Consider the following 24,963-nt stretch of genomic DNA (forward strand, 5'->3'; position numbering starts at 1 on the left):
CGTCGGCGTTGCCGGCGAAGCTCTGGCGTCCATCGCCGGCTATGAGACCCACGACATGGAGCGCTGGGTTCCTGAACCACCTAAGAAGGCGTACCGGTCTGCGTTTGAGCGTGACCGCGCCCGCGTTTTGCATTCCTCCGCTCTGCGCCGTCTGGGCGCTAAGACTCAGGTGGTCGCGCCGTTTTCGGACGACTTTGTGCGTACTCGGCTGACGCATTCGCTTGAGGTCGCGCAGGTGGGTCGCGAACTCGGCGCGGCGCTGGGTTGCGATCCGAACGTCGTGGATACCGCGTGCCTTTCGCACGACTTGGGGCATCCGCCGTTTGGTCATAACGGTGAGAAGGTTTTGGATCAGCTGGCCGATGAGTGCGGAGGCTTTGAGGGTAATGCGCAGACGCTGCGTTTGCTGACTCGGCTCGAGACGAAGACGTTCCGCGCGAATGGTGCTTCTGCCGGTTTGAATCTGACGCGTGCGACGTTGGATGCGACGATCAAGTATCCGTGGACGCGGCAGGAGGCTCCGCTGACGCGTGAGGGCCGACCGACCCGCAAGTTCGGTGTGTATGCGGACGATGAGCCGGTGTACCGGTGGGTTCGCGATGGTCGTGAGGATTCTGCGACTCCGTTGGAGACGCAGGTCATGGATTTGGCGGATGATGTCGCGTATTCGGTGCACGATGTGGAAGATGCGGTGAACGCGCATCGTTTCCAGTTGCGTTGGGTCCAAGAGAAGGCGCGCCGTGCGCGGGTCATCGATTACACGCAGCGCTGGTACCTGCCGGACACGCCTGAGGACGAGATTGATGCGGCGCTCAAGCGGCTCGAGCGTGCCGAGGAATGGGTTCCGGTGGTGGATGGCGGCCGCCGTTCGCTGGCTGCGTTGAAGGATATGACGAGCCAGTTCATCGGCCGGTTCTGTTCCGCTGCGCTCAAGGCGACGCAGGAGCGCTACGGTACGGATCCGTTGACGCGGTACGCCGCGAATCTTGTGGTTCCGCGTGAGACTGAGGTTGAGATCGCGGTCATGAAGGGCATGGCAACGGCATACGTCATGACGGTCGATGAGCGTCAACCGATCTATGACCGCCAGGGCGAGGTCTTGAGCGAGCTCGTTGAGCTGTTGCTGAAGACGGAGGGGGAGTACCTCGAGCCGATCTTCCGTGAGGATTACATCATGGCGGTCGACGATGCGGCGCGGGTGCGCGCGGTGATCGATCAGGTTGCATCGCTCACGGATTCCTCAGCGCTCGAGTGGTACTTCACGTTGGTGCGCGGCGGCCAGTTCCCGCCTGCGGTGGGGTCGCACGATTTCTTTGTCCCGGTTTCGACGCCTGACAAGAAAGCGCCTGGCCGGAACGCACCGGTTGGGAACTCGCTTGGCACGTCACCTGTGGGGGAGTCCTAGAGTGGTGACATGGCTGGGTTGATTAGGCGTGCGGACATCGATGAAGTCCGGGAACGCACGGATATTAAAGAGATCGTCGAGGAGTACGTTTCTCTCAAGTCCGCTGGTATTGGCTCGTATAAGGGGTTGTGTCCGTTCCATGATGAGCGGACCCCGTCGTTTCATGTGCGTCCGCAGATGGGTTCGTATCACTGTTTCGGTTGTGGCGAATCCGGCGACGTCATCGCGTTCTTGATGCAGATGAATTCGACGTCCTTCGCGGAGACCGTCGAATACCTTGCAGGACGTGTGGGTGTCACCCTGCACTATGAGGACGGCGGTTCCGGCCCGACCAAGGAGCAGGTGGGCCGTCGTCAACGGCTTTTGGATGCCCATAAGGTTGCTGAGGAGTTTTTCCGTAAGCAGTTACAGACCCCTGAGGCGCAGACAGCGCGGGAAGAACTGACGAGCCGCGGGTTCACCGCTGAACATGCCGAGCAGTTCGGTGTCGGTTATGCGCCGCAGGGCTGGGACAACTTGTTGCGTTTCTTGCGCAACAACGGGTTCACGGAGGACGAGCTCAAAGAAACCGGGATGTTCTCGGAGGGCCAACGCGGTATTTATGATCGCTTCCGTGGGCGTTTGATCTGGCCTATCCGCGATCTCACTGGTGCCACGATCGGTTTCGGTGCCCGCAAGCTGTATGAGGAGGATCAAGGGCCTAAGTACCTGAACACTCCGGAGACTGCGATCTATAAGAAGTCGCAGGTTTTGTATGGCGTGGATTTGGCACGCCGCGAGATCGCTAAAAAGAAGCAGCTCGTGGTGGTTGAAGGCTATACGGACGTTATGGCGTGCCACCTGGCGGGGATCACTACGGCGGTCGCGACGTGCGGTACCGCGTTCGGTGCCGACCACATCAAGGTTGCGCGGCGTTTGCTTTCGGACTTCGGCTCCGGGGGCGAGGTCATCTTCACGTTCGATGGCGACGAAGCTGGTCAGAAAGCCGCGTTGCGTGCGTTCCGTGAGGATCAGCGCTTTGTCGCGCAGACGTTTATCGCGGTGGGTCCAGACGGCATGGATCCGTGCGATGTGCGTCAGAAGCGCGGGGATGAAGCGTTGCGTGACGTGTTGAATCATAAGACGCCGTTGTTTGAGTTCGCGCTCAAGGCCGAATTGAAGCAACACAATCTGGAAACGGTCGAGGGCAGGGTTGCGGCGATGCGTGCTGCGGCGCCGATCATCGCGTCGATGCGGGATTCCGCGATGCGCCCGGCGTATATCCGCGAGGTAGCTGGCTGGCTCGGTATGGAGGTCGGGGAAGTCCGGCGCGCCGTCGCTCAGTCCGGCCGGGGAGGTCAGCCCGGACGCGGAAGCCAGCCCGGACGTGCTGGTCAGTATGGAGCGGGCCAGTACGGCCAGGGTCAGGGCGCTGGTCGCTCGTCGGTGAACGCTCCGGCGCATGGTTTTTCGGGTGAAGCCGCGGGGCCCGTGGTTCCTGCCGGAGTGAACTTGACGGATCCTGCAACCAAGATCGAGTGGGATGCGCTCGAAGTTGTGATTCAGAATCCGCATTTGATTGATGCTGATGCGTGGGCGCAGTTCTTTGAGGCGAAGTTCCTCACGCCGGCGCACGCGGCGATCAAGGATGCGATTGTTGTTGCCGCGACCATGCAGGTTTCGACTGCGGTGTGGGTTGAGACGATTCGCGAGCAGGTCCCGGAACCTTTGGCCGCTTTGGTTTCGCAGATGGCTGTTGCTCCTTTGCCGGCCTCGAACGAGGATGAGTTGCGCCGTTATTGCAAGGGGATCGTGAACCGTTTGCTTGCGATGCAGATCAACCGGCAGAAAGCTGATTATGCGGCCGAGCTGCAACGTGTGGGCTCGGATGACCCTGAGCGGGTTGAGCAGTTGCATCGAAAGCTTATGGAGCTTGAGATGCAGCGGCGCCGCTATCAATCAGAAGCGTTGTGAAGTTTCAAAAGGGCGCTGTGACCGTGCCGTACCAGGCGAATTCACCGCGAAAGATGACCTTCGCCACAACAGAAAGCATCCGTTTTGCCATCCAGGTAAACGCCTGGTAGAGTCTTCTTCTGTTGTCGATCCCTCGTAGCTCAACGGCAGAGCACTCGACTGTTAATCGAGCGGTTACTGGTTCGAATCCAGTCGGGGGAGCTGATGCAAAAGCTCCGGAACTAAAATGGTTCCGGAGCTTTTTCTTTTTGAGGATGCTTTTCAGGATCGCTTTCCGGCGTTGGCTTGCGGAGGAGTGGGTTCGTGCACTTGGTTGTTGATGCGCGGTATACGCGCACCGATCATCACGACGGTATTTCACGTTTCACGGCGTCCCTGATCGAGGCGTTGGCGCCGCACCATGATGTGCGGATGCTGATTTCTGATGAGGCGCAGTTGCCGATGTTGCCGAAGGTTCCGTACGTCAAGATCAATTCGCCGACCTCCCCGCTGGAGCCGTTGACGGCGTTGCGGGTCAACCGTTTGCGCCCGGATGTTGTGTTCAGCCCGATGCAGACGATGGGTTCGCTGGGGCGTCGGTTCCCGCTCGTGCTGACGTTGCATGACTTGATTTATTATCAGCACCCTACTCCGCCGGGCTTCTTGCCGGCTCCGGTGCGGTTGTTGTGGCGGCTGTTCCATAAGGCGTATTGGCCGCAGCGGTTTCTGCTGAACCGCGCCGATGTTGTGGTTACGGTTTCGGGGACGACCCGTTCGCTCATGCGTGAACACCGCCTCACAAAGAGACCTATCCGCATCGTTTCTAATGCCTCGGCCCCGTTGGGCGAGCCGCGGGATGCGGCCGAGGGGGCCGCGAATGAGCTCGTGTACATGGGTTCGTTCATGGAGTACAAGAACGTCCAGACTCTGATCCGGAGCATGGCGCATCTGCCGGGGTACACGCTGCGCCTGCTGTCCAAGATCCGGCCGGACCGCCGTCGTGAGCTTGAAGCTCTGGTCCCGGAGGGTGCCTCGGTTGTGTTCCACGACGGTGTGAGCGAGGAGGAGTACGCGCGGCTGCTGCGGCGTGCGCGCGCCTCTGTCACGCTGTCGAAGGCTGAAGGCTTCGGCATTCCGTTGGTCGAGGCGATGGGCCTGGGCACTCCGGTGGTGTGTGCTGACACCCCGATTTTCCGTGAGATCGGCGGGGATGCCGCGCTGTTTGTCGACGCGGAAGACGACGCGGGCTTCGCGTCCGTTGTTCGCTCGCTTGAGGATGCGGATGAGTTCGCGGCGCGCAGTTCCGTGAGCAGGGAACGTGCCGCTGAATACTCGTGGGAGCGTTCCGCTCAAGCTTTGTGGAAGGCGTGCGAGGAAGCGTACGAGCTGTACCACGCGAACGGGCGGTAGGCTCTGTCACTCGGGCCGGCGACTACCCGTGCGGTGTGAGTTGATGCTCAGCTGTGTGGAAGCTGGGATCTGAAACTCATGTTTCTGAGTAAACGGTGATAGTTTTGTTCTAGAAACCACAAGCGATTCGCACCCGGTTTGTTCCGAGTGTGCTAGGAGACCGGATTTCATGACACAGCAGGAGCAGTTGCCTCAACCGCAGAACCTGCGTCAGACCGCATCTGTGATGATGCGTTTGGCCCCTAAGCAGATTAATGACGAAGTTCAGCTGACGTTGCGTCAGCTTCAGTCCAAGGGTGTTTCCTTGGGTGTGGCTGTTGCGTTGCTCGCTGCTGGCCTGGGCCTTCTGGGCTTGCTGGTGATCGCTCTGGTTGTTGCCGCGATCGCTGGTTTGGCAACCGTGATGCCGCTGTGGTTGTCCGCGTTGCTCGTCGCTGCGTTGTTCCTGATTCTGGCCCTGATTTTCGTGGCCGTGGGCGCCACACGCGCTAAGAACGTCGTTCCTGAAGCGATTGAAATCCCGAAGAACGCCGTGACTCGCTTGCGTTATGACATGGGTGCGCTTTCGCAGGGTACTGCCTTCAGCATCGCTGAATACGAGCAGAAGCAGAAGGAAAAGGCTGAAGAGAAGAAGCGCAAGAAGGATGCTTCCAAGAAGCAGACCAACCCGAACTCGCGTGAAGACCACTCGCAGACGTACCAGGAGAAGCCTTCTGAGGGCGAGCTGAAGCGTCGCTTGTCCCGCCGCCGCGAGCACTTGGCACACTTGCGTGACACCTTGGGCCGCCAGTCGGATGTCAAGGCTCGCGTGGGCTCGGTTGCTCAGCGCACCGGTCTGGTCAGCACGGGTGGCGACTCCTATGAGGCTAACCGCGCAGCTGGCGAGAAGGTCATGCCAATCCTTGGTGCCGCTGCCGGTATCGCTACCGCGTTGCTCGTGATCTTGGGCATCTCCAAGAAGCGCAAGAAGAAGAAAGCCAAGAAGGCTACCAAGGCAGCGAAGCAGAACTAGACGAAGCTGACGCACATCTAGCGTGTAATCGAGTTCAGCTGGTATTCGAGTTTTGAACAATACATTGACGCGCTGGCAGGTCGGGAATACCGGCCTGCCAGCGCGCGTCTACGGTGCATAACATGGTCTGGATAGCTGTCACAGCGGCCCTTGTGTCGGCCGCGTTCCTGGCGCTGGGTACTCAGCGTCAGGCCGCTGCCGTGCGTAACGCACACGGCCGTGAGGTGAGCGGCCGCCAGATCGTTGAGATGCTCAAGAACCGGACGTGGCTTTTTGGTCTTGTCCTGATGATCACCGGCGTGATCCTCAACATCGTTGCGCTGTCCTTGGCGCCACTCACGGTCGTCCAGCCGCTCGGGGCTGTCGCGCTCGTTTTGACGACCATCATCAACTCGTGGGACCGCAAGATACGCATCAACGGCGCAACGTGGAGGGCCATCGCGGTGTGCACCATCGGCGCGATCGGCTTCGTGCTCCTCGCGATCAAGGCGACCCACGAAACCTTCGTGACCGGTAATCAGCGGGTTATGATCATCATCCTGCTCGGCATCAGCGGCATCATCCTCGGCGTCCTCGCGCTCGTGCATCGCCGCCGCAAAGGCGGTGCGATCTTCTATATCGTCGGCGCGGGTATCCTTTTCGGTTTCACCGCTGTCCTGGTGCGCACCATCGCGGTGACGTTCCTGAATTGGGACCCTGAAGCTATCTGGTGGAAGCAGGTTCCGTGGGGCGCGATGGTCGCGATCGTGATCGTGGGCATCATGGGTCAATACTTCAACCAGCACGCGTACGCTTCCGGGCCGCCAGAGCTTGTGGTTGCGGGGCTTACGGTGATCGACCCGATGGTCGGCGTGCTGATCGGTGTCATCATCCTTGGCGAGCTAGCGCCAGGGCTTCCGTGGTACACGGCCTGCGGGATGATCGCCGCGGGAGTGATCGCGATCATCGGCGTGTTGCAACTGTCACGGCACCACCCCGATTCAGTGGCACCCGAACGCACCGAGGTTCGGTAGACTCTTGAAACTGTAACTATGACGTCGAGATAACTGGAGTATGCGTTGGTGACACAGGAAACGCCACTGCGAATCCTTATCGCTTGCGATACCTACCCGCCCGACGTCAACGGCGCGGCCGTGTTCTGCTACCGCTTGGCAACCAACCTGACCAAGCGCGGACACGAAGTCCACATTCTCGCGGTCCGTAACGACCGTGGCCCATCCTTCGTTGAGCATCGGCCAGAGGCTACCGTTCACCGCGTAACCTCCCACAAGGCGCCAACGCACGAAACCTATAGGCTCGTGACCCCGTACTCCGCCAACAAGGTTGCGGGCCGGGTCATGGACGAAATCAAGCCAGACGTCGTGCACATCCAGTGCCACTACATGATCGGACACGCCGCCCAGAAGCAAGCGACCAAGCGTGGCATCCGTTTGATCGCAACCAACCACTTCATTCCGGAGAACCTTGAACCGTTCCTCCCGTTCCCGCAGTGGTTCCTCAACATCGTTTCTCGCAACTCGTGGCGCGACATGGGCAAGATCATGGGTAAGGCCGCCGTGGTCACCACACCGACCCCGCTTGCAGCACGCGCGATGCGCGAGAACGCTGGCCTCACAGACGTCCTGCCGCTGTCGAACGGGATCAACTCCGCGCACTATGAGATGCGCGAGAACGAAACGTTGCCGCAGCGCGACTACCAGACGGTGTTATTCGTTGGCCGCCTTGCGGTAGAGAAGAACATCGACGTCCTGCTGCGTGCGATCGCTCGTTTGAATCAGCATCCGCGTCCACACGTGCGGATCGTGGGCGAAGGCGAGCAACGGCCTAAGCTCGAGGCGCTCGCCGCTGAGCTGGGCATTGAGGAGCGCGTGCACTTCCTCGGCTTCGTGGACGACGAAACTCTGCGCCAGGAATACCTGTGCGCCGACGTCTTCTGCCAACCTGGCACAGCGGAGCTCCAGTCGCTCGTGACGCTTGAAGCGCTTTCGGCTTCCCGCCCCGTGGTGCTCGCGAACGCGCTCGCACTGCCGCACCTCGTCGACGAGGGCGTCAACGGCCACCTGTTTACCCCGGGCGATGACCAGGACCTCGCGGAGAAGCTCGTAAGCATCCTGGATCTTTCGCCGGCTGAACGCAAGGCGATGGGGGAGGCTGGCCACCAGATGGCGCTCAAGCACGGCGAAGAGAAAACCATCAAGACGTTCGAGGCGCTCTACCGCGGCGCTAACGTCCACGATTACCTCTAAAGCTCGCTACTGCCAGTTGAGCGGGGCTAGTTCAGTTGCAGCTCGCGCTGCACACTTCACATAACGATGCCGGGGTCACCTTCTGAGGTGACCCCGCCATCGTTATCTAGCCCGCGCTATTGTGCCTGCTGAGTGGTGTGCCGCGTTAGTCCTGTTTGCGGTGGCTGCTCCACGGGTGTGCCGCAACGAACTCGACAGCGGCCTCGATGTCTGGCGCGAGGAAGCGGTCCGGGCCTGGGCCTGGGACGGTCGCACGGAACGCTTCGAGGACCTCTGCGGTGGCTGGGGATGGCTTGAGCGGTGCGCGCAGGTCGATAGCGCGGGCAGCGGTCATGAGCTCGATTGCCAGAACGCGACGCAACGCGTCAATAGAGGTGCGCAGCTTGCGGGCAGCGTGCCAGCCGAGCGATACGTGGTCTTCCTGCATCGCAGAGGACGGAATTGAATCGACCGACGCCGGGGAGGCGAGGCGCTTCATTTCAGCCACCAGGCCGGCCTGGGTGTACTGGGCGATCATGAAGCCCGAGTCCACGCCCGGATCATCCGCGAGGAACGGCGGGAGACCGAAGCTACGGGACTTATCGAGCATGCGGTCGCTACGGCGCTCCGAGATCGAGGCGAGGTCGGCGGCTGCGATTGCGAGGAAGTCTAGAACGTAAGCAACCGGCGCACCGTGGAAGTTGCCGTTCGAGGTGACCGTGCCGTCTTCCAGGACCACAGGGTTGTCGATTGCGGAAGCCAGTTCACGCTCGGCAACCGCCTCAGCGTGAGAGATTGTGTCGCGTACCGCACCGGCAACCTGTGGATGGCAACGCAACGAGTATGCATCCTGTACGCGGGAGCCTTCCTTCATGACGTCGGCGACGATCGGGGAGTCCGTGAGCCAGCGGTACACGTTGGCGGCCGAACGCGCCTGGCCCGGGTGCGGACGCAGCGGTTCGTGGAGCTGCGGCGCGAACACGGTGTCACGGCCACGCAAGCCCTGGATCGACATCGCGGTGGTCAGGTCGGCAACGTCGACCAGGTCACGCAGGTCATCCAGAGCCATGAGCAGCATGCCGAGCATGCCGTCGGTTCCGTTGATGAGGGCGAGGCCCTCCTTCTCGGCGAGCTCGAGCGGCTCAATACCGGCTTCGGCAAGCAGCTCAGGGACTGGACGTTCAACGCCTTCAGCATCGCGGGCGCGGCCTTCGCCGAGCAACACGATTGCGCAGTGGGCGAGCGGCGCGAGGTCGCCGGAGCAACCGAGCGAACCGTATTCGTGAACAACCGGCGTGATGCCAGCGTTGAGCAGCTTCACAAGGTTCTCAAGCACCACGAAACGCACACCCGTGCGGCCGGTTGCGAGCGTGCGCGCCCGCAAAAACATCAGCGCGCGGATGACTTCCCGCTCAACTTCTGGCCCGGTTCCGGCGGCGTGGGAGCGGATCAAGCTCGACTGCAGTAGGGTGCGGCGTTCCTGGGGGATCGAGGTGTCAGCGAGCGCGCCGAAACCCGTGGATACGCCGTATACCGGGGTCGTGGACGCCGCGAGGTCCTCGACGTGCCGGCGCACCGCGTTGACGGTCTCGAATACCTCCGGGCCCAGCTCAACCGTGGCTCCGTAACGGGCGACCGCCACAACGTCTTCAGCGCTGACTCCCTTGGGGTTCAACACCACGGTCGAACGTGCAGCGGAGTTTTCTGGATTCTGTTCTAGGGACACTGAGTGCTCCTTCATGAAAAATCAATACGTGGGCCACGATGTGGCCGGAAGAATAATTATTCGAACGAACCAGCGATCAGCTCGCCGTTCTTGACGGTTGCGCGGACTCCCACCATGCCTGGGCGGTACGCGAGGTGGATCGCGGCGGGCGCATCCAGAACAGCGAAGTTGGCAGGCGCCCCGCGGCGCAAATGGCCGATGTCGGTGCGCCGTAACGCTGCCGCCCCACCTAGCGTTGCGGCTCGGATGGCCTCGGCCAGGGTCATGTGTTGTTGCAGCACCGCGGTGGTGATGCAGAACGGGACCGATGACGTATAGGACGTGCCGGGGTTGAGGTTGGATGCAATCGCGACCGTGGCGCCCGTATCCAGGAGCTCACGCGCAGGAGCGAGCGGAGCGCGCGTTGAAAGATCGCATGCCGGGAGGATCGTCGCAACGGTGTCGGAGGCGGCGAGCATCTCGATGTCTTCTGCGCTCATGAAGTTGACGTGGTCAACGCTCGCGGCACCGAGCTCAACCGCCATCGCGGCCCCACCCGTGTGGCCAATCTGATTACCGTGGACACGCAAACCCAGGCTGCGTTCCTGCCCAGCCTTCAAGACCCGCATCGATTCCTCGACTGTGAAGGCGCCCTGCTCGCAGAACACATCGATCCACGCGACATGCTCGGCAACCGCGTCCAACATTGGGCCGCACACGAGGTCAACGTAGGCTTCGCGGTCATGCTCGTACTCGGGCGGAACCAGGTGGGCGCCTAGGAATGTGACTTCCTCGACGTGCCGAGCAGCAACCCGTGCGGCGAGCGCCTCGGACTCCACGTCCAGCCCGTAGCCCGTCTTGGTTTCCAGCGTCGTGGTACCCAGCGCCGCAGCCTGTGCAACACGCTCGGCAACCAGCTCATCGAGCTTCGCTTCCGACGCCGCACGCGTCGCCTGAGTCGTGACCGCGATACCGCCAGCCGCATACGACTGACCCGCCATCCGCGCCTCAAACTCAGCTGAACGGTCTCCATCGAAAACCATGTGGGAATGCGAATCAACCCACCCCGGAACCACGACGGAGCCAGCGAGATCTACCTGTGCATCGGCATCAGGCGCGGCAGAAGCAGGGCCAGACCACGCGACCACGCCCTCCTCAACAACCAGCGCGGCATCACCCACAACACCGGCCTCAGCCGAAGTAGCGAGCTTTGCGGAATCCACAGCGCCATGCTCAGGATCAAACGACCACAGTTCACCAATCGAGGTGTACAGCGTCGAGGTCACAAGCGCTCCTCTCAAACGGTTCTGAATATTGTGACTGGTTATTCAGACTAGTCGCGAACGCGCGGCTTCATTGGAACGCGCACGCCGCGCTCATCCGCAACCTCAACAGCGCGCGAATAGCCCGCATCGACGTGGCGGAACACGCCCATCGCAGGATCATTCGTCAACAGCGCGGTCAATTTAGCAGCTGCCAGCTCGGTGCCGTCTGCCACACCCACCTGGCCTGCGTGGATCGAACGACCCATGCCCACGCCGCCACCGTGATGCAACGAAACCCAGGTTGCACCCGAGCTGGTCGCTGTGAGTGCGTTGAGCAGAGGCCAGTCAGCGATCGCATCCGAACCATCCAGCATCGACTCGGTCTCGCGGTATGGCGAAGCCACGGAACCTGAATCCAGGTGGTCGCGGCCAATCACAATCGGAGCCTTGACCTTGCCCTCGGCAACGAGGCGGTTGAACAACAGGCCAGCCTGGTGGCGCTCGCCGTAACCGAGCCAGCAGATGCGGGCTGGAAGACCCTCGAACTCGACGTGCTCAGCCGCGGCGTCTAGCCAACGATGCAGGTGCTCGTTTTCAGGGAACAGTTCCTTGAGTGCCTCATCGGTTACACGGATATCCTCAGGGTCGCCCGAAAGCGCAACCCAACGGAACGGGCCCAGGCCTTCGCAGAACAGCGGACGAATGTAGGCAGGGACGAAGCCAGGGAAATCGAAAGCGCGCTCGAAACCTGCGTGGCGGGCCTCATCGCGGATGCTGTTGCCGTAATCGAAAACCTCAGCCCCGGCGTCCTGGAAGCCAACCATTGCCTCGACGTGGGCAGCCATGGATTCGCGAGACTTCTTCGTGAAGCCAACTGGATCAGCCGCCGCCTCGCGGTCCCAGTCCGCGAGCGCGATCTCTGCAGGGAGGTAGGAGAGCGGATCGTGGGCCGATGTCTGGTCGGTAACGACGTCGATTGTGAGCTCGCCAGCCTTGTGGCGGCGCAGCAGCTCAGGGAACACAGCAGCGGCATTGCCTTCAATACCAATCGACACCGCCTCGCCAGCCTCAGCTGCCTGCTGCGCGCGTGCGACTGCCGCATCCAGGTCGTCTGCGATCTCATCCAGGTAGCGCTTGGAGCGGCGACGTTCCAAGCGGGTGCGGTCCACATCGACCACGAGTGCGACGCCACCGTTGAGCGTTACCGCGAGCGGCTGCGCACCGCCCATGCCGCCGCAACCCGCCGTCAGCGTGATGGTGCCCTTGAGGGTTCCGTTGAAACGCTTCTTGGCAACCGCGGCGAACGTTTCGAACGTGCCCTGCAAGATGCCCTGGGTTGCGATGTAGATCCACGAGCCCGCGGTCATCTGGCCGTACATCATGAGGCCTTCGTCTTCGAGCTTGCGGAATTCAGGCCAGTTAGCCCAGTCTCCAACGAGGTTCGAGTTAGCGATCAGCACGCGCGGGGCCCATACGTTGGTGCGGATGATGCCGACAGGCTTACCGGACTGGACCAGGAGTGTTTCGTCTTCGGCGAGGTCCTTGAGGGAGTCGACGATGGCGTCGAAGGCTTCCCACGAGCGTGCAGCGCGGCCGGTGCCGCCATATACAACGAGGTCGTCTGGACGTTCTGCAACCTCAGGGTCGAGGTTGTTCATGAGCATCCGCAGGGGCGCTTCGGTCTGCCACGAACGGGCGTTGAGCTCGGTTCCGCGAGGCGCACGAACTTCACGTGGTTCGTGGCCGGGGGAGGTGGTGTGGGCAAAGCTCATGATGATCTCCTTCGCTACTGACTGCGCGGCCTTAGGACTGGTGTGCAGTTGTTTTAGTGACCTGCAGATAGCTCATCATGAAATAGGTCACACTGCATTAAAAAGCGCGTGATCACGCTAAGCGAATCCGAGATCTCGGACAAAGTGCGGGTGTGGCTGTATCCAGGAGGGTGAATGACAGGTGGCTTAGACGCCGGCGCGAACGTTCGCGCTGACGGATCTGTCGGCCGATTTCGCGGCGGTAGGGGCGACCTCGGGGGTTACAAGTTCGTTTTCAATGACGTCGTTTGGCTGGTGCGCGATGGATGGGGCGAGGATGCCCAGGCGTCGCTGCAACGTCGAAGCTGCGTCACGCAAGAGCTCGAGGCGACGGTTGAGCGCGAGCTGGTCTACTGGGGCCTTGCCTCGCTTCCAGGTCAATGCCATTGCGGCGATAGGCCAGTTCGAGGAGTCAAACACCGGGACTGCAACTGAACAGAACTCAGGGGTGACCTGGCCGTCTTCCCAGCCGTACCCGAGCTCTCGCGTCTTCCTGATCGCTACCGCTGCACGAGTGCGCTCAGGACCCAAACGATAGAGGGCGTTGATCTGTTGGCTCGGTAGGTGAGCGAGGATTGCTCGCCCGCTCGCGGTGCGAAGTGCGTCCAGGCGGACGCCGACGTCTGTGATGAGGCTCGTTCGGTTCTGTGCGCGGGCCTCGACAAGGTAAACAATCTCGTGTCCACGCAAGATGGAAAGGTGTCCGGATTCTCCGACCTTGTCAACGAGGCCTTCGACCACGCGACGGCCCAGGCGAGCCATGGGCGCGTGACGGTTGTAGCCGGAGGATAGCTCGTGGGCGGAAGGGCCGAGTCCGTAGGCGCGGTCTTCAGCGTGGTGGATCACGTAGCCGCGGGCGATGAGTGCCTGCAGGATGTCGTAGAGGCTCGAGCGGGGGATCTCCAGGGCGCGGCCGATGTGGCTCGCGGCGGTAGGTCGCGGCTGAGCCGCCAAATACGAGAGGATACGCAGCGTTGCGTCTGCAGCAGGTACTTTCGACATGATGGCCCCTCCCTGGAGTGTGAGCGGAATCTCAAAACGTAGGTTTTATTAGTTCACCACAAATTTGAAGTAAATGCTTCACTTTCTTGAAACGTCTCACGGAGTGGAACTGGGAACTATCTTCATCTAACCCAGATTTTGGGCGCTATAGAGTGTGGTTTCTTTAGTCACACATGCCCAAAAGTCACTTGAAAGTGCTGATTTGGTCAAGTGACCGCTGGTGTGGGGTGTATTTTCACGCGCTGTGGACGCGTCAGTTAGGCTTAACACTCGTAGTTGCCGATGTCTGAAGCAACTATGGGGCGTTAGCTCAGTTGGTTAGAGCAAAGGACTCATAATCCTTGGGTCGCGGGTTCAAGCCCCGCACGCCCTACGAATGTAATGTGTCGGGACATCGTTCATACGAGGTCCCGACATTTTTATGTCCGGGGGCTTCGATGCGTCGGGTCGTCGTTCCGCTTTTTGATGGATATGCCAGGAAGCCGTTCCGTTTTGAGATGCCGCTCAGCCATGACGAATGACGATTGTTGTGCGGTTTGCGGCGTTTGCGTGGCAATTCTGTTGTTGCTCTGGTTGCTGTCTGTCGGTCGCGCTACTGGTGGTGGCATTCGTGGAGCGAACAGTAGCCTGACATGTGGGTGAACGTTGCTATGAAACCAGGCGCCGCACACTCTATGAATTACGTAATCGTTACAGGAGTTTTCAGCGTGTAGTTATCGCTGAGCTTGGAAGTCCAACGAACAGTCTTTCTAAATCACTCTATGTGGTTCAACTGTGATTTGTTGGCCAAATCATCATTCGAAGCTTGAGGATCAGCGCCTTGCACATGCTTCATTACTGACTAGTAGATTAGAAAACCCATTTCGAGACAGTCTTCTCAACTGTACAAATGTGACTAAAGAGACTATTGTTAGCCAAAGTAGCCCTATCTAGCGGATGGTGGCTACCGTTATGAATACGTCCACATTCATAGGAAGTCAAGAACTCATGACCTTTGAAAGCTCCCCCCCCCCCAGAAGAACGGTCGCGGTTGCGACTCCTCGTATAACCCACCGCTTTGGCGTCGCGGCGTAGCAGCTCTCTCTGTTAGCGCTGTTCTTGGCGCTGCAGGCATCGTGAGCGTTGCCGCTGTTAACAACACGCAGAGCGCATTCGCATCCGAAAACACTGTTGAAGCTCCAGCTCCAGAAGCTGCTGAAGACGCTCCGAAGGCTGGCGAGGAAGCCCCAGCACCTGACGCTGGCGAGGAAGCCCCAGCACCTGTCGCTAGCGAGGAAGCCCCAGCACCTGTCGCTAGCGAGGAAGCCCCAGCACCTGACGCTGGCGAGGAAGCCGCAGCACCTGTCGCTGGCGAGGAAGCCGCAGAAAAGGACCCTGCAGCTGAGCAGGCTAGCCTGTTCCAGGTTGCTTACACTGAGGTAGCTGTCACCGAGGGTGACGTTGCTGAGATTGCCGCTCCTACTTTCACGGATGCAGAGTCCGGCGCGGCAGTCGATGCCCCTGCAGGAACCACGTTCGCACTCAAGAGCAAGATCGCGGGCGTTTACGTTGACGAGGCAACTGGCGCTATTACCGTTGGGGAGCCGGCTACCGCCGCTGCTCCGTCAACCGGCGTCTACGAGGTTGCTGTAATTTACCCAGACGGCTCCAAGAAGACCGCTGTTGCGACCGTGAAGGTTGTTCCAACCGAGCAGGCTAAGCTCTACCAGCCTGAGTACACCGAGGTGACTGTCACCGAGGGTGACGTGGCTGAGGTTGCTGCTCCTAAGTTCACCGATGAAGAGTCCGGCGAAGAGCGCGACATGCCAGAAGGCACCACCTTCGCACTCAACGCTGGCGACATCGAGGGTGTCTGGATCGACGAAGAGACCGGCGAGATTAAGTCGTCGGCTACCTATGCTGCCCCAGCAACCAACACCTACGAGGTTGCTGTAACTTACCCAGACGGTTCCAAGGATGTCGTTGTTGCGACCGTGAAGGTTGTTCCAACCGAGCAGGCTAAGCTCTACCAGCCTGAGTACACCGAGGTAACTGTCACCGAGGGTGACGTTGCTGAGATTGCCGCTCCTACTTTCACGGATGCAGAGTCCGGCGCGGCAGTCGATGCCCCTGCAGGAACCACGTTCGCACTCAAGAGCAAGATCGCGGGCGTTTACGTTGACGAGGCAACTGGCGCTATTACCGTTGGGGAGCCGGCTACCGCCGCTGCTCCGTCAACCGGCGTCTACGAGGTTGCTGTAATTTACCCAGACGGCTCCAAGAAGACCGCTGTTGCGACCGTGAAGGTTGTTCCAACCGAGCAGGCTAAGCTCTACCAGCCTGAGTACACCGAGGTGACTGTCACCGAGGGTGACGTGGCTGAGGTTGCTGCTCCTAAGTTCACCGATGAAGAGTCCGGCGAAGAGCGCGACATGCCAGAAGGCACCACCTTCGCACTCAACGCTGGCGACATCGAGGGTGTCTGGATCGACGAAGAGACCGGCGAGATTAAGTCGTCGGCTACCTATGCTGCCCCAGCAACCAACACCTACGAGGTTGCTGTAACTTACCCAGACGGTTCCAAGGATGTCGTTGTTGCGACCGTGAAGGTTGTTCCAACCGAGCAGGCTAAGCTCTACCAGCCTGAGTACGCACCTGCAACCGTTGAACTCGGTAAGGTCGGCACCATCGAGGCTCCTAAGTTCACCGATGAAGAGTCCGGCGAAGAGCGCGACATGCCAGAAGGCACCACCTTCGCACTCAAGGATGCTCCAATCGACGGCGTCACGATCAACGAAGAGACCGGTGAAATCACCGTCGAATCGACCTACGCGGCTGTCAAGAACGTCTACGAAGTTCTCGTAACTTACCCAGACGGCTCCAGCGAAGTTGTCGTAGCAACGATCGACGTCATCGACTCGCCAGTCGAAGAAGAGCCAGGCGAGGAACAGCCAGGCGAGGAGCAGCCAGGTGAAGAGCAGCCAGGCGAGGAGCAGCCAGGCGAGGAGCAGCCAGGCGAGGAGCAGCCAGGCGAGGAGCAGCCAGGCGAGGAGCAGCCAGGTGAAGAGCAGCCAGGTGAGGAGCAGCCAGGTGAAGAGCAGCCAGGCGAGGAACAGCCAGGCGAGGAGCAGCCAGGTGAAGAGCAGCCAGGCGAGGAACAGCCAGGCGAGGAGCAGCCAGGCGAAGGCGACCTCGCACGCACCGGTGCTGAAGTCGGTGGCCTGATGGCTCTCATGGCTTCGCTCATGGCAGGTGCAGCATCGCTCTTTACGATCCGTCGCCGCAAGAGCGAACAGTAAGGCAACCCCTTACCCCGTCGTTCAATAGCTGAACACAGCGTGGCCCCACTCCTTAACGGAGCGGGGCCACGCTCCGTTTAATGACAGAGACATAAACAGCTGCAGACATCCCATACAAGAAATCCCCACCCTGTGCCACACTAAAGACATGAACGACAACGCAGCGGCTTCAAATAACTCAGTAGCCTCGAACCACACTCCAGAACAAAAGGCGAGCCTTGAGCGGCTCAACGTGGCCCAAGACAACCTCATGAAAGCTCGCGCGGCCCATGAGAAAGCGCTGGAAGGGCTCGAAGCCATCAAGGTGTTCAACGAAACCATGAAACCGCTCATGGACTACTACGACAACGGATGGCTAGCCGACGTCAACGCCACCTCGTCGATCTACGAGCGCCCAGAAGCCGCAGGCGAAGACGAAATCTGGGACATGCACGGAGGCCAATACGAACTCATGCGCAAACTACTCGCGATCTCCTCACAGTTCTTCGTGCACGTCCCAGGCGAAGACGACGAAACAGAAAACTAACCTGCCAACACGGGTCCCAAGCCGCCTGCCACCCAGCCCAATAACAACGGAAGCCCAATAACGGCGATGGCGGAGTCACCACAAGGTGACTCCGCCATCGTCATCTGAAAGCTACGCGTACTAGCTGCTAGCTAGCGCAGACTGCTCCATGCATTCCGGGCATTCAGGATGCTTACCAGCCGCAGTGCAATCCTCACAACGCAAGAACTGGGAACGGCACGAAGGGTGCACACAGTTCACAAACTTCGGCGTACGCTCACCGCATTCGATGCATGAACCAAGGCTCTCGGCGCCCGCACCGAACTCCATGTGCATGCGCTTATCGAACACATACAGCGAGCCGTCCCAATAGCCGTCGTTCCCGTAGGCCTCGCCATAGCGGACAATCCCGCCATCCAGCTGATAAACCTCCTGGAAACCACGGTTCTTCATCAGCACCGTGAGAACCTCGCACCGAACACCACCCGTGCAATACGTGACGACAGGCTTATCTTTGAGGTTGTCATACTTGCCGGACTCGATCTCCTCGATGAAATCGCGGGTCGTGTCGGTGTTTGGGATCACGGCGTTACGGAAACGACCGATCTCGGCCTCCATCGCGTTACGGCCGTCAAAGAAAATAACGTCCTCGCCGCGCTCATCCATGAGCTCATGCAGCTGCGCAGGCTTAAGGCGTTCGCCGCCGCCCACAACGCCGTTCGCATCGACCTGGATCTCATTCGGGGTCGTGAACGTCACCAGCTCAGGGCGCACCTTGACTGAAAGGCGCGGGAAATCATCGCCTAGGCCATCCGACCACTTGATGTCCGCAGTGCGGAACGGCTCATAGGAACGCGTGTTCTTCACATAGCGTTTAACATCCTTGATGTCGCCACCGAGGGTCGCGTTGATCCCATCCTTCGAGATGATCACGCGCCCTTTAAGATTGCAGCTTTCAGCCAGCGTGTATTGCCACAAACGCACAGCCTCGGGGTCTGCGAGTGGAGTAAACACGTAGAACAACACAATTTTCTGAACCGACATACCCCTTATTCTACGCCGATGGCGCCGGAACCTCATGTGAGATCCGACGCCATCGAACGCTATGCCTTAGTGCTTCAAGGCTTTGTATCTTCGCTTTAGAAGATGCCCTTCGACTTAGCTGGCTTACCGCCGTCGTTGAGGGTGATCTTCTTGGAGCTAACACCCTGGTCGTTCCAGGTGGACTTGTCGCCCTTAGCGCCCTTGATCTGGGTCACCTCGATGCTGTTCTTCAGACGGCCTTCGGAGGTCTTGCCGTCACCGAAGCTGAAGGTAGCGACGTGCTGCTGCTCGCCAGCCTTGACCGGGTTGGACAGGGTTACCAAGAAGGAACGGGTCGAGGTCTTGGTGTTGAAGCCGAGGTCACGCACGTGAGCACCCTTGTACTGGGTCGTGGTGATGAGGCGATCAACGCCCTTCGGTCCGTCTTCAGTCTTGACGTCAACGCGGTAGGTGACCGATGGGGACTCCGAGTAGTAGCGCTCGGTGCCCGCGTTCTTGATCTTGAGGGCAACCGAACCTGCGAAGCCCACAGCCTTAGCGTCAGAAACGGTCAGCTTCGGCTCGAGGTCCAGCTTTGCTGGCTTGGCTGGCTTAGGGTTGATCGGCAGCTTCGGCTCGAGGTCGGCTTCGAGTTCCTTGTTGACTGGGCGGTCGCCTGCACCTGGCTTGCCGCTCTGGTCGGAATCGGCAGCGTTGTTGTAGAGCTTGACGCGGACCTCGTTCTTGATCGGCGCGAATGCGGACCAAGCGGTTGGGGTGGACCACGTGCCGTTCGCGAGACAGAACTGCTGGGTGCCGGTCATCGTGATAGCGCGGAAGCCGTAGGTTGCGTCGCCGGTGTAGCCGGCTGGAACGTCGTATGGGCCGATGGTCTGGCCGACCTGCCAGGACAGCGAGTAAGAAGCAGAGCCGCCGATGGTCTTAGCCAGGGAGAACGCGATGCCTGCGTTGGTCGTGGTCTTGTCCTGGCTCTGGCTGCCGCCCAGGTTCACGTCCATGGACTGCGACTTGGAGCCGTTGACTTCGAGGCTGATCGATTGCGACTTCGAAGTGTTCTGGGTCAGCGGGATTGGGTTCTTGGTGTTGTTGGTCGTGGAGACAGTGCCGACTGGCAGGAACGAGTCGGTGACCTTGTAGACCGTGGTGCGGCGGTCTTCGCTCGCGTTGCAGACTGGGCGAGGGTTCAGGACGTTGGCCTTGAGGTGATCCGACTTGTGCGTGGTCTTGACGATCGGCAGGTTGGCGTTGAAGGCCGGGGTTTCTGGGTATTCGTGAATGTCGGTGGCCGCGTTTGCAGGTGCAAGGCTCAGGCCGCTCAGCAGCAGAGCGGATGCTCCGACTGCGGCTGCGGCGGTGGTGCGCAGTGTTGTTGTGCGGGACATGGTGTGTCTCCTTGAATTGTGTGTCTTCTTGAGACGATCGAAAGGTTGAAACAGAAAACACCATATGCGTGACAGGTGTCACAAATTACTCACGAGTAAGTACTAAATCTTTCGGATGCTTTTGGTTCTGTTTTTGTTCACCTAAAAACACTCATTTGTCTAGGTTCTAAGATAAATGAGGCTGAGAATTGGCTGTGCGTGAGGGTGAATTCTGCGAGATCTAACGGTTTTTGTTATTCCAACGAGATTATTAAAGATTTTTTGACGTTTTATGGCGTGTTGGAAAGAAACGAGTAGGCGTCAGAAACGTTCTGTACCTCGAAAGGGTCGGGGGCTAGCGTTGATAACGAACTAGCACAACCTATAGCGACTGCAAGGTTTGAATGACACTGGCAATGCGTCGTGTATGAGAGGTGTGAAATGAACAGAGACGAACAACAGAGTCAGGCAGAATCAGAGTTCAGTCTGGACCCGATCCCGGTAGAAGGCGCCCCCGGCGAGGTCCTGATCGACGGGGTGCAGATTGCCGAAGACCGGATCCCTCGCGAGAAACTCGCCCAGGCTAGCGAGCACGACGAGAAGGTCCACCAGGACCGCCGCTTCATGGGGCACCCCATGGGTCTCTTCGCGCTCTTCAACCTCGAGATCTGGGAGCGCTTCTCTTATCTAGGCTTCCAAGCGATTCTCGCGCTGTACTTCGCTGACGCGATCGCCAACGGCGGGCTCGGCTACGAACAGTCGACCGCATCGTCGATCGTGGCGGCCTACGGTGCCCTGGTCTATTTGCTGGGCATCGCTGGCGCATGGGTAGCGGACCGCATCGTAGGAACAGGGCGAGCCACACTGTGGGGCGCGATCATCATCGCCGCAGGTCACATCTGCATGGGTCTGCCGGCCGAAGTGACCACATGGACTGGCCTGGGACTCATCATCCTCGGCACAGGCCTGCTCAAGCCGAACGTCGCCACACAAGTTGGTGAGCTGTACGGCAAGGGCGACGCCCGCCGCGACTCCGGCTTCGCAATCTACTACGCCGGCATCAACATCGGTGCGTTCCTCGGCCCACTCGTTGCAGGCTGGTTGGGTCAGAACATCAATTGGCACCTCGGCTTCGCATCCGCGGCGGTCGGCATGGTCATCGGCCTCATCCTCTACATCGCGATGGGCCGCAACCTCGGCGGTAAGCGTCGCGAAGTTCTGGTCCGTGCCGCATTCAAGCCGGATGCGAACTTCTGGATCATCGTTGTGGCAGCGGTAGCTGTAGTCGCTATCGGTATCTTCTTCGGAACCCGCTCGACATCTGGCCTCGACAACGTGGTCAACGCGGTCACGGTCGTGACGATGATCGTTCCGGTCGCTTTCTTGCTGTGGATGTACTTCTCCAAGCGTGTTACCAAGGCAGAACGCGGCAACCTCGGCCCATACGTGTTGCTGCTGATCGCGTTGATCGCATACAACCTCACGTACTTCCAGACCGGTAACACGCTGAACTTCTTGGCGCTCAATAAGACCAATAACAACGCGTTCGGTTTCGAATACCCGTCGACGTGGTACATCTCGCTGACTGCGATCGTTGAGATCATCATGGGACCTGTTCTGGCGTGGCTGTGGGTCAAGATGGGCCGCCGCCAGCCGTCCGTGGCTACCAAGGTCGGCATCGGTACGATCCTCGGTGGTCTCGCGTTCCTGACTGTTGCGTTGGGTGCCGCTGTGACTCCGGCGATGGGGCTGCTGGCAAGTGTGTGGCTTATCGGCTGCTACATCTTCTTGGGCCTGGGTGACCTGATCCTGCAGACCTCCGGTATGAGCGCAACCACCAAGCTGGCTCCTCGTGCGTTCGCTAGCCAGACGATGGCGGTGTGGTTCGCGGCGATGGCACTGGTTCAGGGGCTGCAGGCGCAGATCGTGAAACTGTTCGACTTCGACGAGTTCTCTAACGCGGTCGCGTACTTCGGTATTCAGGGCGGTCTGATTGTTGCCTACGGTGTGTTCTTGATCCTCGTGAGCCCGTGGATGACCCGCCGCATCAAGGCTGTCGCCTAGCCGGCTACGCAAGTTGCTTTGGCCGCCGCGTCAAGACTTACCTGTAAACGAAAGGAATGGACATGCTTAAACCTGAAGACCTTCCGTTTGACGTCAAGATTGTTGAAAACTGGATTCCGCTCAGCGACGGCACCCGGTTGTGGATGAAAGCGTGGATGCCGGTCACCGAGGAACCGGTTCCAGCGATCCTCGAGTATCTTCCATACCGCCACGGCGACTGGACGGCTCCGCGCGACCACGAGCGTCACCCGTTCTATGCAGGCCACGGTTACGCGTCCATCCGCGTAGATATTCGCGGTCACGGCAGCAGTGAAGGCGTGCCTGGGGATGAATACGATCAGCAAGAGCACGACGACGGGCTCGAGGTGATCGAGTGGATCGCTAAGCAGGACTGGTGCACCGGCAAGGTCGGTATGTTCGGTATCAGCTGGGGCGGGTTCAATTCGCTTCAGCTGGCGAGCTACAAGCCTGAGGCCTTGAAGGCGATCGTCACGGTGTGCTCAACCGATGACCGCTACGACAACGACGTCCACTACTTCGGCGGCTCGATGCTCGGGATCGACATGCACGCGTGGGCTGGGACGATGCTCGCGTTCGAATCCCGCCCGGTTGATAAACGGGTGTGGGGTGATAAGTGGCTTGATCAGTGGAAGTGCCGTCTAGAGAACATCGAGCCGTTCATCGACACCTGGGTTGCGCATCAGGTGCGCGATGACTACTGGAAGCACGGCTCCGTGTGCGAGGACTACAGTTCTCTGGATGCTGCGGTCATGGCGGTGGGCGGCTGGTATGACCCGTACCGCGACACCGTTTTGCGTTTGACCGAGCACCTTTCTGCGCTCGGCAAGAATGTTCGCGGCATCGTGGGGCCGTGGGCCCACCAGTATCCGGACCGTGACCTGCGTCCGGGCCCGCACATCGACTTCCTGGGTGAGACCCTGCGCTGGTGGGATCACTGGCTCAAGGGGGAGGACAACGGGGCGATGGATACTCCGTTGTTCCGTGGGTGGATCACGGATTCGGTTCCGCCGCGCTCCGCATACGAGAAGATGCCGGGCCGCTGGGTTGCCGAGAATCAGTGGCCGAGCCCGCACATCAAGCCAACCGAGCTGAGTTTGGACGGCGCGCACATTGCCCCGGTCGCGGCGCAGACCACCAATAGCGACGGTGCAGTTGAGGATGGTGGGGTAGAAGTTCGCGTGGCATCGCCTCAGGATGTGGGTGCCGATGCGGGCCGTTACTTCCCGTACGGCAACGCGGCTGATCTCCCGGTGGATCAGCGAAGCGATGACGGTAAGTCGGTTGTTTTCGATTTCCCTGTGGTTGAGGACATCGACATCCTCGGCAACGCTTCGGTCAAGCTGCGGGTCAAGTCGCCGACGAAGCGCGGGCAAGTGTATGTGCGCATCAACGACGTCGCTCAAGATGGATCGTCGACGCTGGTGACGCGCGGCAACCTGAACTTCAGCGCCCGCGAAGGCCGCGATAAGGCTGTTGCGATGCCGGTGGGCGAGTGGGTTGACGTCGAGGTCCCTATTACTGGTGTGGGCTATAGGATCCCTGCCGGGCACGTGTTGCGTGTTGCGGTCTCGAGCGCTTACTGGCCGTGGGTTTGGCCTCAGCCGGGCGGTGAAGGATTCAGCCTCGATCCTGCGGCGAGCGTGCTCGTGTTGCCCATGCGTGATTCGACTGATGGCGGCGATGCGGGTGAGCGTGCTGCGCTGGATGCTTCGGTGCGTTTCGATGATCCGGTTCGCATGGTTCCGTTGGATGTGAAGTATCCGGAAGCCGGTGAAGCTGGTGCCGCTGGAACAGCTCGTCCGGAACGCCTGATTTCGCAGGACGTCGTGGCCAACCAGACGGTGTTGCAAGTCGACCCCGCCTACGGTGGCACCCGTGTGTATCCGGATGGTCTGCACTACGACGAAGACACCGTCGAGACCTACTGGATCAACAAGGATGACCCGTTGTCTGCGCGCACCGAATCCGTGTGGACGGTCGGGATGCGCCGACCAGACATGGACTGGGATACCAAGATCGTCGCGACAACCCGTATGCGTTGCGATGCCGAGAACATCTACACGTACTCGCATGTACTCGCGTATAACGGCGAGGAACTGATCTTCGAGAAGACATGGGAGAAAGCGCATCCACGTATCGCAAGCTAAGTGAGTGAATTCGCTCAACAGTAGCGGGGCTAACGTCTAGACCTCCATAGTTTTTATGGCCCGGATCCTGGCGGGGTGTCAGCATCCGGCCATAAAACCGAAGGCTGTTCAGACAACAGTGTTCGGGGGTCTCTGTATAAGACGTTGGCTCCGCTACCTGTCTTTAAACCCCAATGAACGCATCGCTGATCACACGGGCCACCCGTCGCGACCGTGCCAATGCGCTCGCCGGCAGTAACGCGATCGCCCTTGCTAACCGATGCATCGACAGGTTCAACGGTTGTACGCCAACCTGAAGGCAACTGGATCGCAACCACGGGCCGGCCAGCAACAGTGCCAACGAAGCTGACCACGCCGTCGGCGGGTGCAGCCACAGCATCGCCGGCGGCAGCTTTCAACTGGACCCCGCGGCTTCCAGCGCTCCACACATGCTCAGGGGCTTCGAATCCACGCAACATGCCTACGTCTTCCCAGGATTCGTGTTGCCTAGGTTCACGACCGACCGGCGGAACCGGTTTCGCAGCTGTGAGGGCTACCGTGCAAATCAGCGCAAGCATGCACAGCAATACCGTTCGCGGTAGGCCGATGCCGGGCAGGGTCGCGATAGTAGACAAGCGGCTACGAGCGGGAGAGGGGCTGTGAACTTTCATGGTTCACAGTTCACTGCAGGATCGATGCGACTGGGCGCCTGCAAGTGAAAATGTGGATAGAAAACCGGCTTAAAAGAGCTTGTGGATCAGTGGAAAATGCAAGCCTAAACATGATGTAGAATTGGA

17 protein-coding genes and 2 tRNA genes are annotated in these 24,963 nt (G+C 59.9%); 12 read left to right on the forward strand and 7 right to left on the reverse strand.

Translation table 11 applies throughout. The features are described from left to right. Positions 1 to 22 precede the first annotated feature (22 nt). From JOD50_RS06990 to JOD50_RS07020, 7 genes are all read left to right on the forward strand, one after another. Positions 23 to 1,405 carry a deoxyguanosinetriphosphate triphosphohydrolase gene (locus tag JOD50_RS06990; RefSeq protein WP_275587736.1) on the forward strand — a complete coding sequence of 461 codons (1,383 nt, stop codon included), beginning with the start codon at positions 23 to 25 and terminating at the stop codon, positions 1,403 to 1,405. Between the two features lie 9 nt (positions 1,406 to 1,414). Then, on the forward strand, positions 1,415 to 3,358 hold the full coding sequence (gene dnaG, locus JOD50_RS06995; RefSeq protein ID WP_204880946.1) for a DNA primase: 1,944 nt from the start codon (positions 1,415 to 1,417) through the stop codon (positions 3,356 to 3,358). Positions 3,359 to 3,487: 129 nt separating this feature from the next. Further along, positions 3,488 to 3,559 (forward strand) — tRNA-Asn (locus JOD50_RS07000). A gap of 102 nt (positions 3,560 to 3,661) precedes the next feature. After that, positions 3,662 to 4,747, forward strand: a complete 1,086-nt coding sequence (locus JOD50_RS07005; RefSeq protein ID WP_204880947.1) for a glycosyltransferase — start codon at positions 3,662 to 3,664, stop codon at positions 4,745 to 4,747. A 169-nt stretch (positions 4,748 to 4,916) separates the two neighbouring features. After that, a complete protein-coding gene (locus JOD50_RS07010; protein WP_204880948.1) occupies positions 4,917 to 5,759 on the forward strand; it encodes a phage holin family protein in 843 nt (280 codons plus the stop codon). 122 nt (positions 5,760 to 5,881) lie between these two features. Continuing rightward, positions 5,882 to 6,772: a DMT family transporter gene (locus tag JOD50_RS07015; RefSeq protein ID WP_204880949.1), complete on the forward strand. Its 891-nt coding sequence runs from the start codon at positions 5,882 to 5,884 to the stop codon at positions 6,770 to 6,772. Between the two features lie 48 nt (positions 6,773 to 6,820). Next, on the forward strand, positions 6,821 to 8,005 hold the full coding sequence (locus JOD50_RS07020; protein ID WP_204880950.1) for a glycosyltransferase: 1,185 nt from the start codon (positions 6,821 to 6,823) through the stop codon (positions 8,003 to 8,005). Positions 8,006 to 8,150: 145 nt separating this feature from the next. On the opposite strand, the gene hutH is transcribed toward JOD50_RS07020, so the two are convergent. The 4 genes from hutH to JOD50_RS07040 form a co-directional block, all read right to left on the reverse strand. Continuing rightward, on the reverse strand, positions 8,151 to 9,710 hold the full coding sequence (gene hutH / locus JOD50_RS07025) for a histidine ammonia-lyase (RefSeq protein WP_420825530.1): 1,560 nt from the start codon (positions 9,708 to 9,710) through the stop codon (positions 8,151 to 8,153). 56 nt (positions 9,711 to 9,766) lie between these two features. Beyond that, complete coding sequence (gene hutI / locus JOD50_RS07030) at positions 9,767 to 10,975, reverse strand: imidazolonepropionase (protein WP_204880952.1); 1,209 nt, start codon at positions 10,973 to 10,975, stop codon at positions 9,767 to 9,769. A gap of 47 nt (positions 10,976 to 11,022) precedes the next feature. Further along, positions 11,023 to 12,726 carry a urocanate hydratase gene (gene hutU, locus JOD50_RS07035; RefSeq protein ID WP_204880953.1) on the reverse strand — a complete coding sequence of 568 codons (1,704 nt, stop codon included), beginning with the start codon at positions 12,724 to 12,726 and terminating at the stop codon, positions 11,023 to 11,025. Between the two features lie 186 nt (positions 12,727 to 12,912). Beyond that, complete coding sequence (locus JOD50_RS07040; RefSeq protein WP_204880954.1) at positions 12,913 to 13,767, reverse strand: IclR family transcriptional regulator; 855 nt, start codon at positions 13,765 to 13,767, stop codon at positions 12,913 to 12,915. A 299-nt stretch (positions 13,768 to 14,066) separates the two neighbouring features. On the opposite strand from JOD50_RS07040, the gene JOD50_RS07045 reads away from it, so the two are divergent. The 3 genes from JOD50_RS07045 (at position 14,067) to JOD50_RS07055 (ending at position 17,571) form a co-directional block, all read left to right on the forward strand. Continuing rightward, a tRNA-Ile gene (locus JOD50_RS07045) sits at positions 14,067 to 14,140 on the forward strand. Between the two features lie 742 nt (positions 14,141 to 14,882). Continuing rightward, positions 14,883 to 17,045 (forward strand): Rib/alpha-like domain-containing protein, encoded by a 2,163-nt coding sequence (locus JOD50_RS07050; RefSeq protein WP_204880955.1) that lies wholly within the window; start codon positions 14,883 to 14,885, stop codon positions 17,043 to 17,045. A 148-nt stretch (positions 17,046 to 17,193) separates the two neighbouring features. Continuing rightward, positions 17,194 to 17,571, forward strand: coding sequence for a hypothetical protein (locus tag JOD50_RS07055; protein ID WP_204880956.1), 378 nt, complete (start codon positions 17,194 to 17,196; stop codon positions 17,569 to 17,571). Between the two features lie 120 nt (positions 17,572 to 17,691). Here the strand turns inward: JOD50_RS07055 and trhO are convergent, their stop codons facing one another. Next, on the reverse strand, positions 17,692 to 18,594 hold the full coding sequence (trhO, locus tag JOD50_RS07060; protein WP_204880957.1) for an oxygen-dependent tRNA uridine(34) hydroxylase TrhO: 903 nt from the start codon (positions 18,592 to 18,594) through the stop codon (positions 17,692 to 17,694). 95 nt (positions 18,595 to 18,689) lie between these two features. Further along, complete coding sequence (locus JOD50_RS07065) at positions 18,690 to 19,976, reverse strand: hypothetical protein (protein ID WP_204880958.1); 1,287 nt, start codon at positions 19,974 to 19,976, stop codon at positions 18,690 to 18,692. A 420-nt stretch (positions 19,977 to 20,396) separates the two neighbouring features. Between JOD50_RS07065 and JOD50_RS07070 the strand changes: the two genes are divergently transcribed. Both JOD50_RS07070 and JOD50_RS07075 read left to right on the forward strand, forming a co-directional pair. Continuing rightward, on the forward strand, positions 20,397 to 22,019 hold the full coding sequence (locus JOD50_RS07070; RefSeq protein ID WP_204880959.1) for a peptide MFS transporter: 1,623 nt from the start codon (positions 20,397 to 20,399) through the stop codon (positions 22,017 to 22,019). 62 nt (positions 22,020 to 22,081) lie between these two features. Then, entirely contained in the window at positions 22,082 to 24,187 is a 2,106-nt protein-coding gene (locus tag JOD50_RS07075) for a CocE/NonD family hydrolase (RefSeq protein ID WP_204880960.1), read from the forward strand. Between the two features lie 53 nt (positions 24,188 to 24,240). Here JOD50_RS07075 and JOD50_RS07080 read toward each other — a convergent pair whose 3' ends face one another. Further along, on the reverse strand, positions 24,241 to 24,837 hold the full coding sequence (locus tag JOD50_RS07080; RefSeq protein ID WP_338052056.1) for a M23 family metallopeptidase: 597 nt from the start codon (positions 24,835 to 24,837) through the stop codon (positions 24,241 to 24,243). Positions 24,838 to 24,963 lie beyond the last annotated feature (126 nt).

Source organism: Pseudoglutamicibacter cumminsii (genome assembly GCF_016907775.1).
Lineage (GTDB): Bacteria > Actinomycetota > Actinomycetes > Actinomycetales > Micrococcaceae > Pseudoglutamicibacter > Pseudoglutamicibacter cumminsii.

What these genes read in the sequence shown, in the direction of transcription:
- dnaG (WP_204880946.1), top strand. Translation starts at nt 1,415, where the DNA reads ATGGCTGGGTTGATTAGGCGTGCGGACATCGATGAAGTCCGGGAACGC.
- JOD50_RS07070 (WP_204880959.1), top strand. Translation starts at nt 20,397, where the DNA reads ATGAACAGAGACGAACAACAGAGTCAGGCAGAATCAGAGTTCAGTCTG.
- JOD50_RS07075 (WP_204880960.1), top strand. Translation starts at nt 22,082, where the DNA reads ATGCTTAAACCTGAAGACCTTCCGTTTGACGTCAAGATTGTTGAAAAC.
- hutU (WP_204880953.1), bottom strand. Translation starts at nt 12,726, where the DNA reads ATGAGCTTTGCCCACACCACCTCCCCCGGCCACGAACCACGTGAAGTT.
- JOD50_RS07065 (WP_204880958.1), bottom strand. Translation starts at nt 19,976, where the DNA reads ATGTCCCGCACAACAACACTGCGCACCACCGCCGCAGCCGCAGTCGGA.
- JOD50_RS07055 (WP_204880956.1), top strand. Translation starts at nt 17,194, where the DNA reads ATGAACGACAACGCAGCGGCTTCAAATAACTCAGTAGCCTCGAACCAC.
- JOD50_RS07040 (WP_204880954.1), bottom strand. Translation starts at nt 13,767, where the DNA reads ATGTCGAAAGTACCTGCTGCAGACGCAACGCTGCGTATCCTCTCGTAT.
- JOD50_RS07010 (WP_204880948.1), top strand. Translation starts at nt 4,917, where the DNA reads ATGACACAGCAGGAGCAGTTGCCTCAACCGCAGAACCTGCGTCAGACC.
- trhO (WP_204880957.1), bottom strand. Translation starts at nt 18,594, where the DNA reads ATGTCGGTTCAGAAAATTGTGTTGTTCTACGTGTTTACTCCACTCGCA.
- JOD50_RS07080 (WP_338052056.1), bottom strand. Translation starts at nt 24,837, where the DNA reads ATGAAAGTTCACAGCCCCTCTCCCGCTCGTAGCCGCTTGTCTACTATC.
- JOD50_RS07015 (WP_204880949.1), top strand. Translation starts at nt 5,882, where the DNA reads ATGGTCTGGATAGCTGTCACAGCGGCCCTTGTGTCGGCCGCGTTCCTG.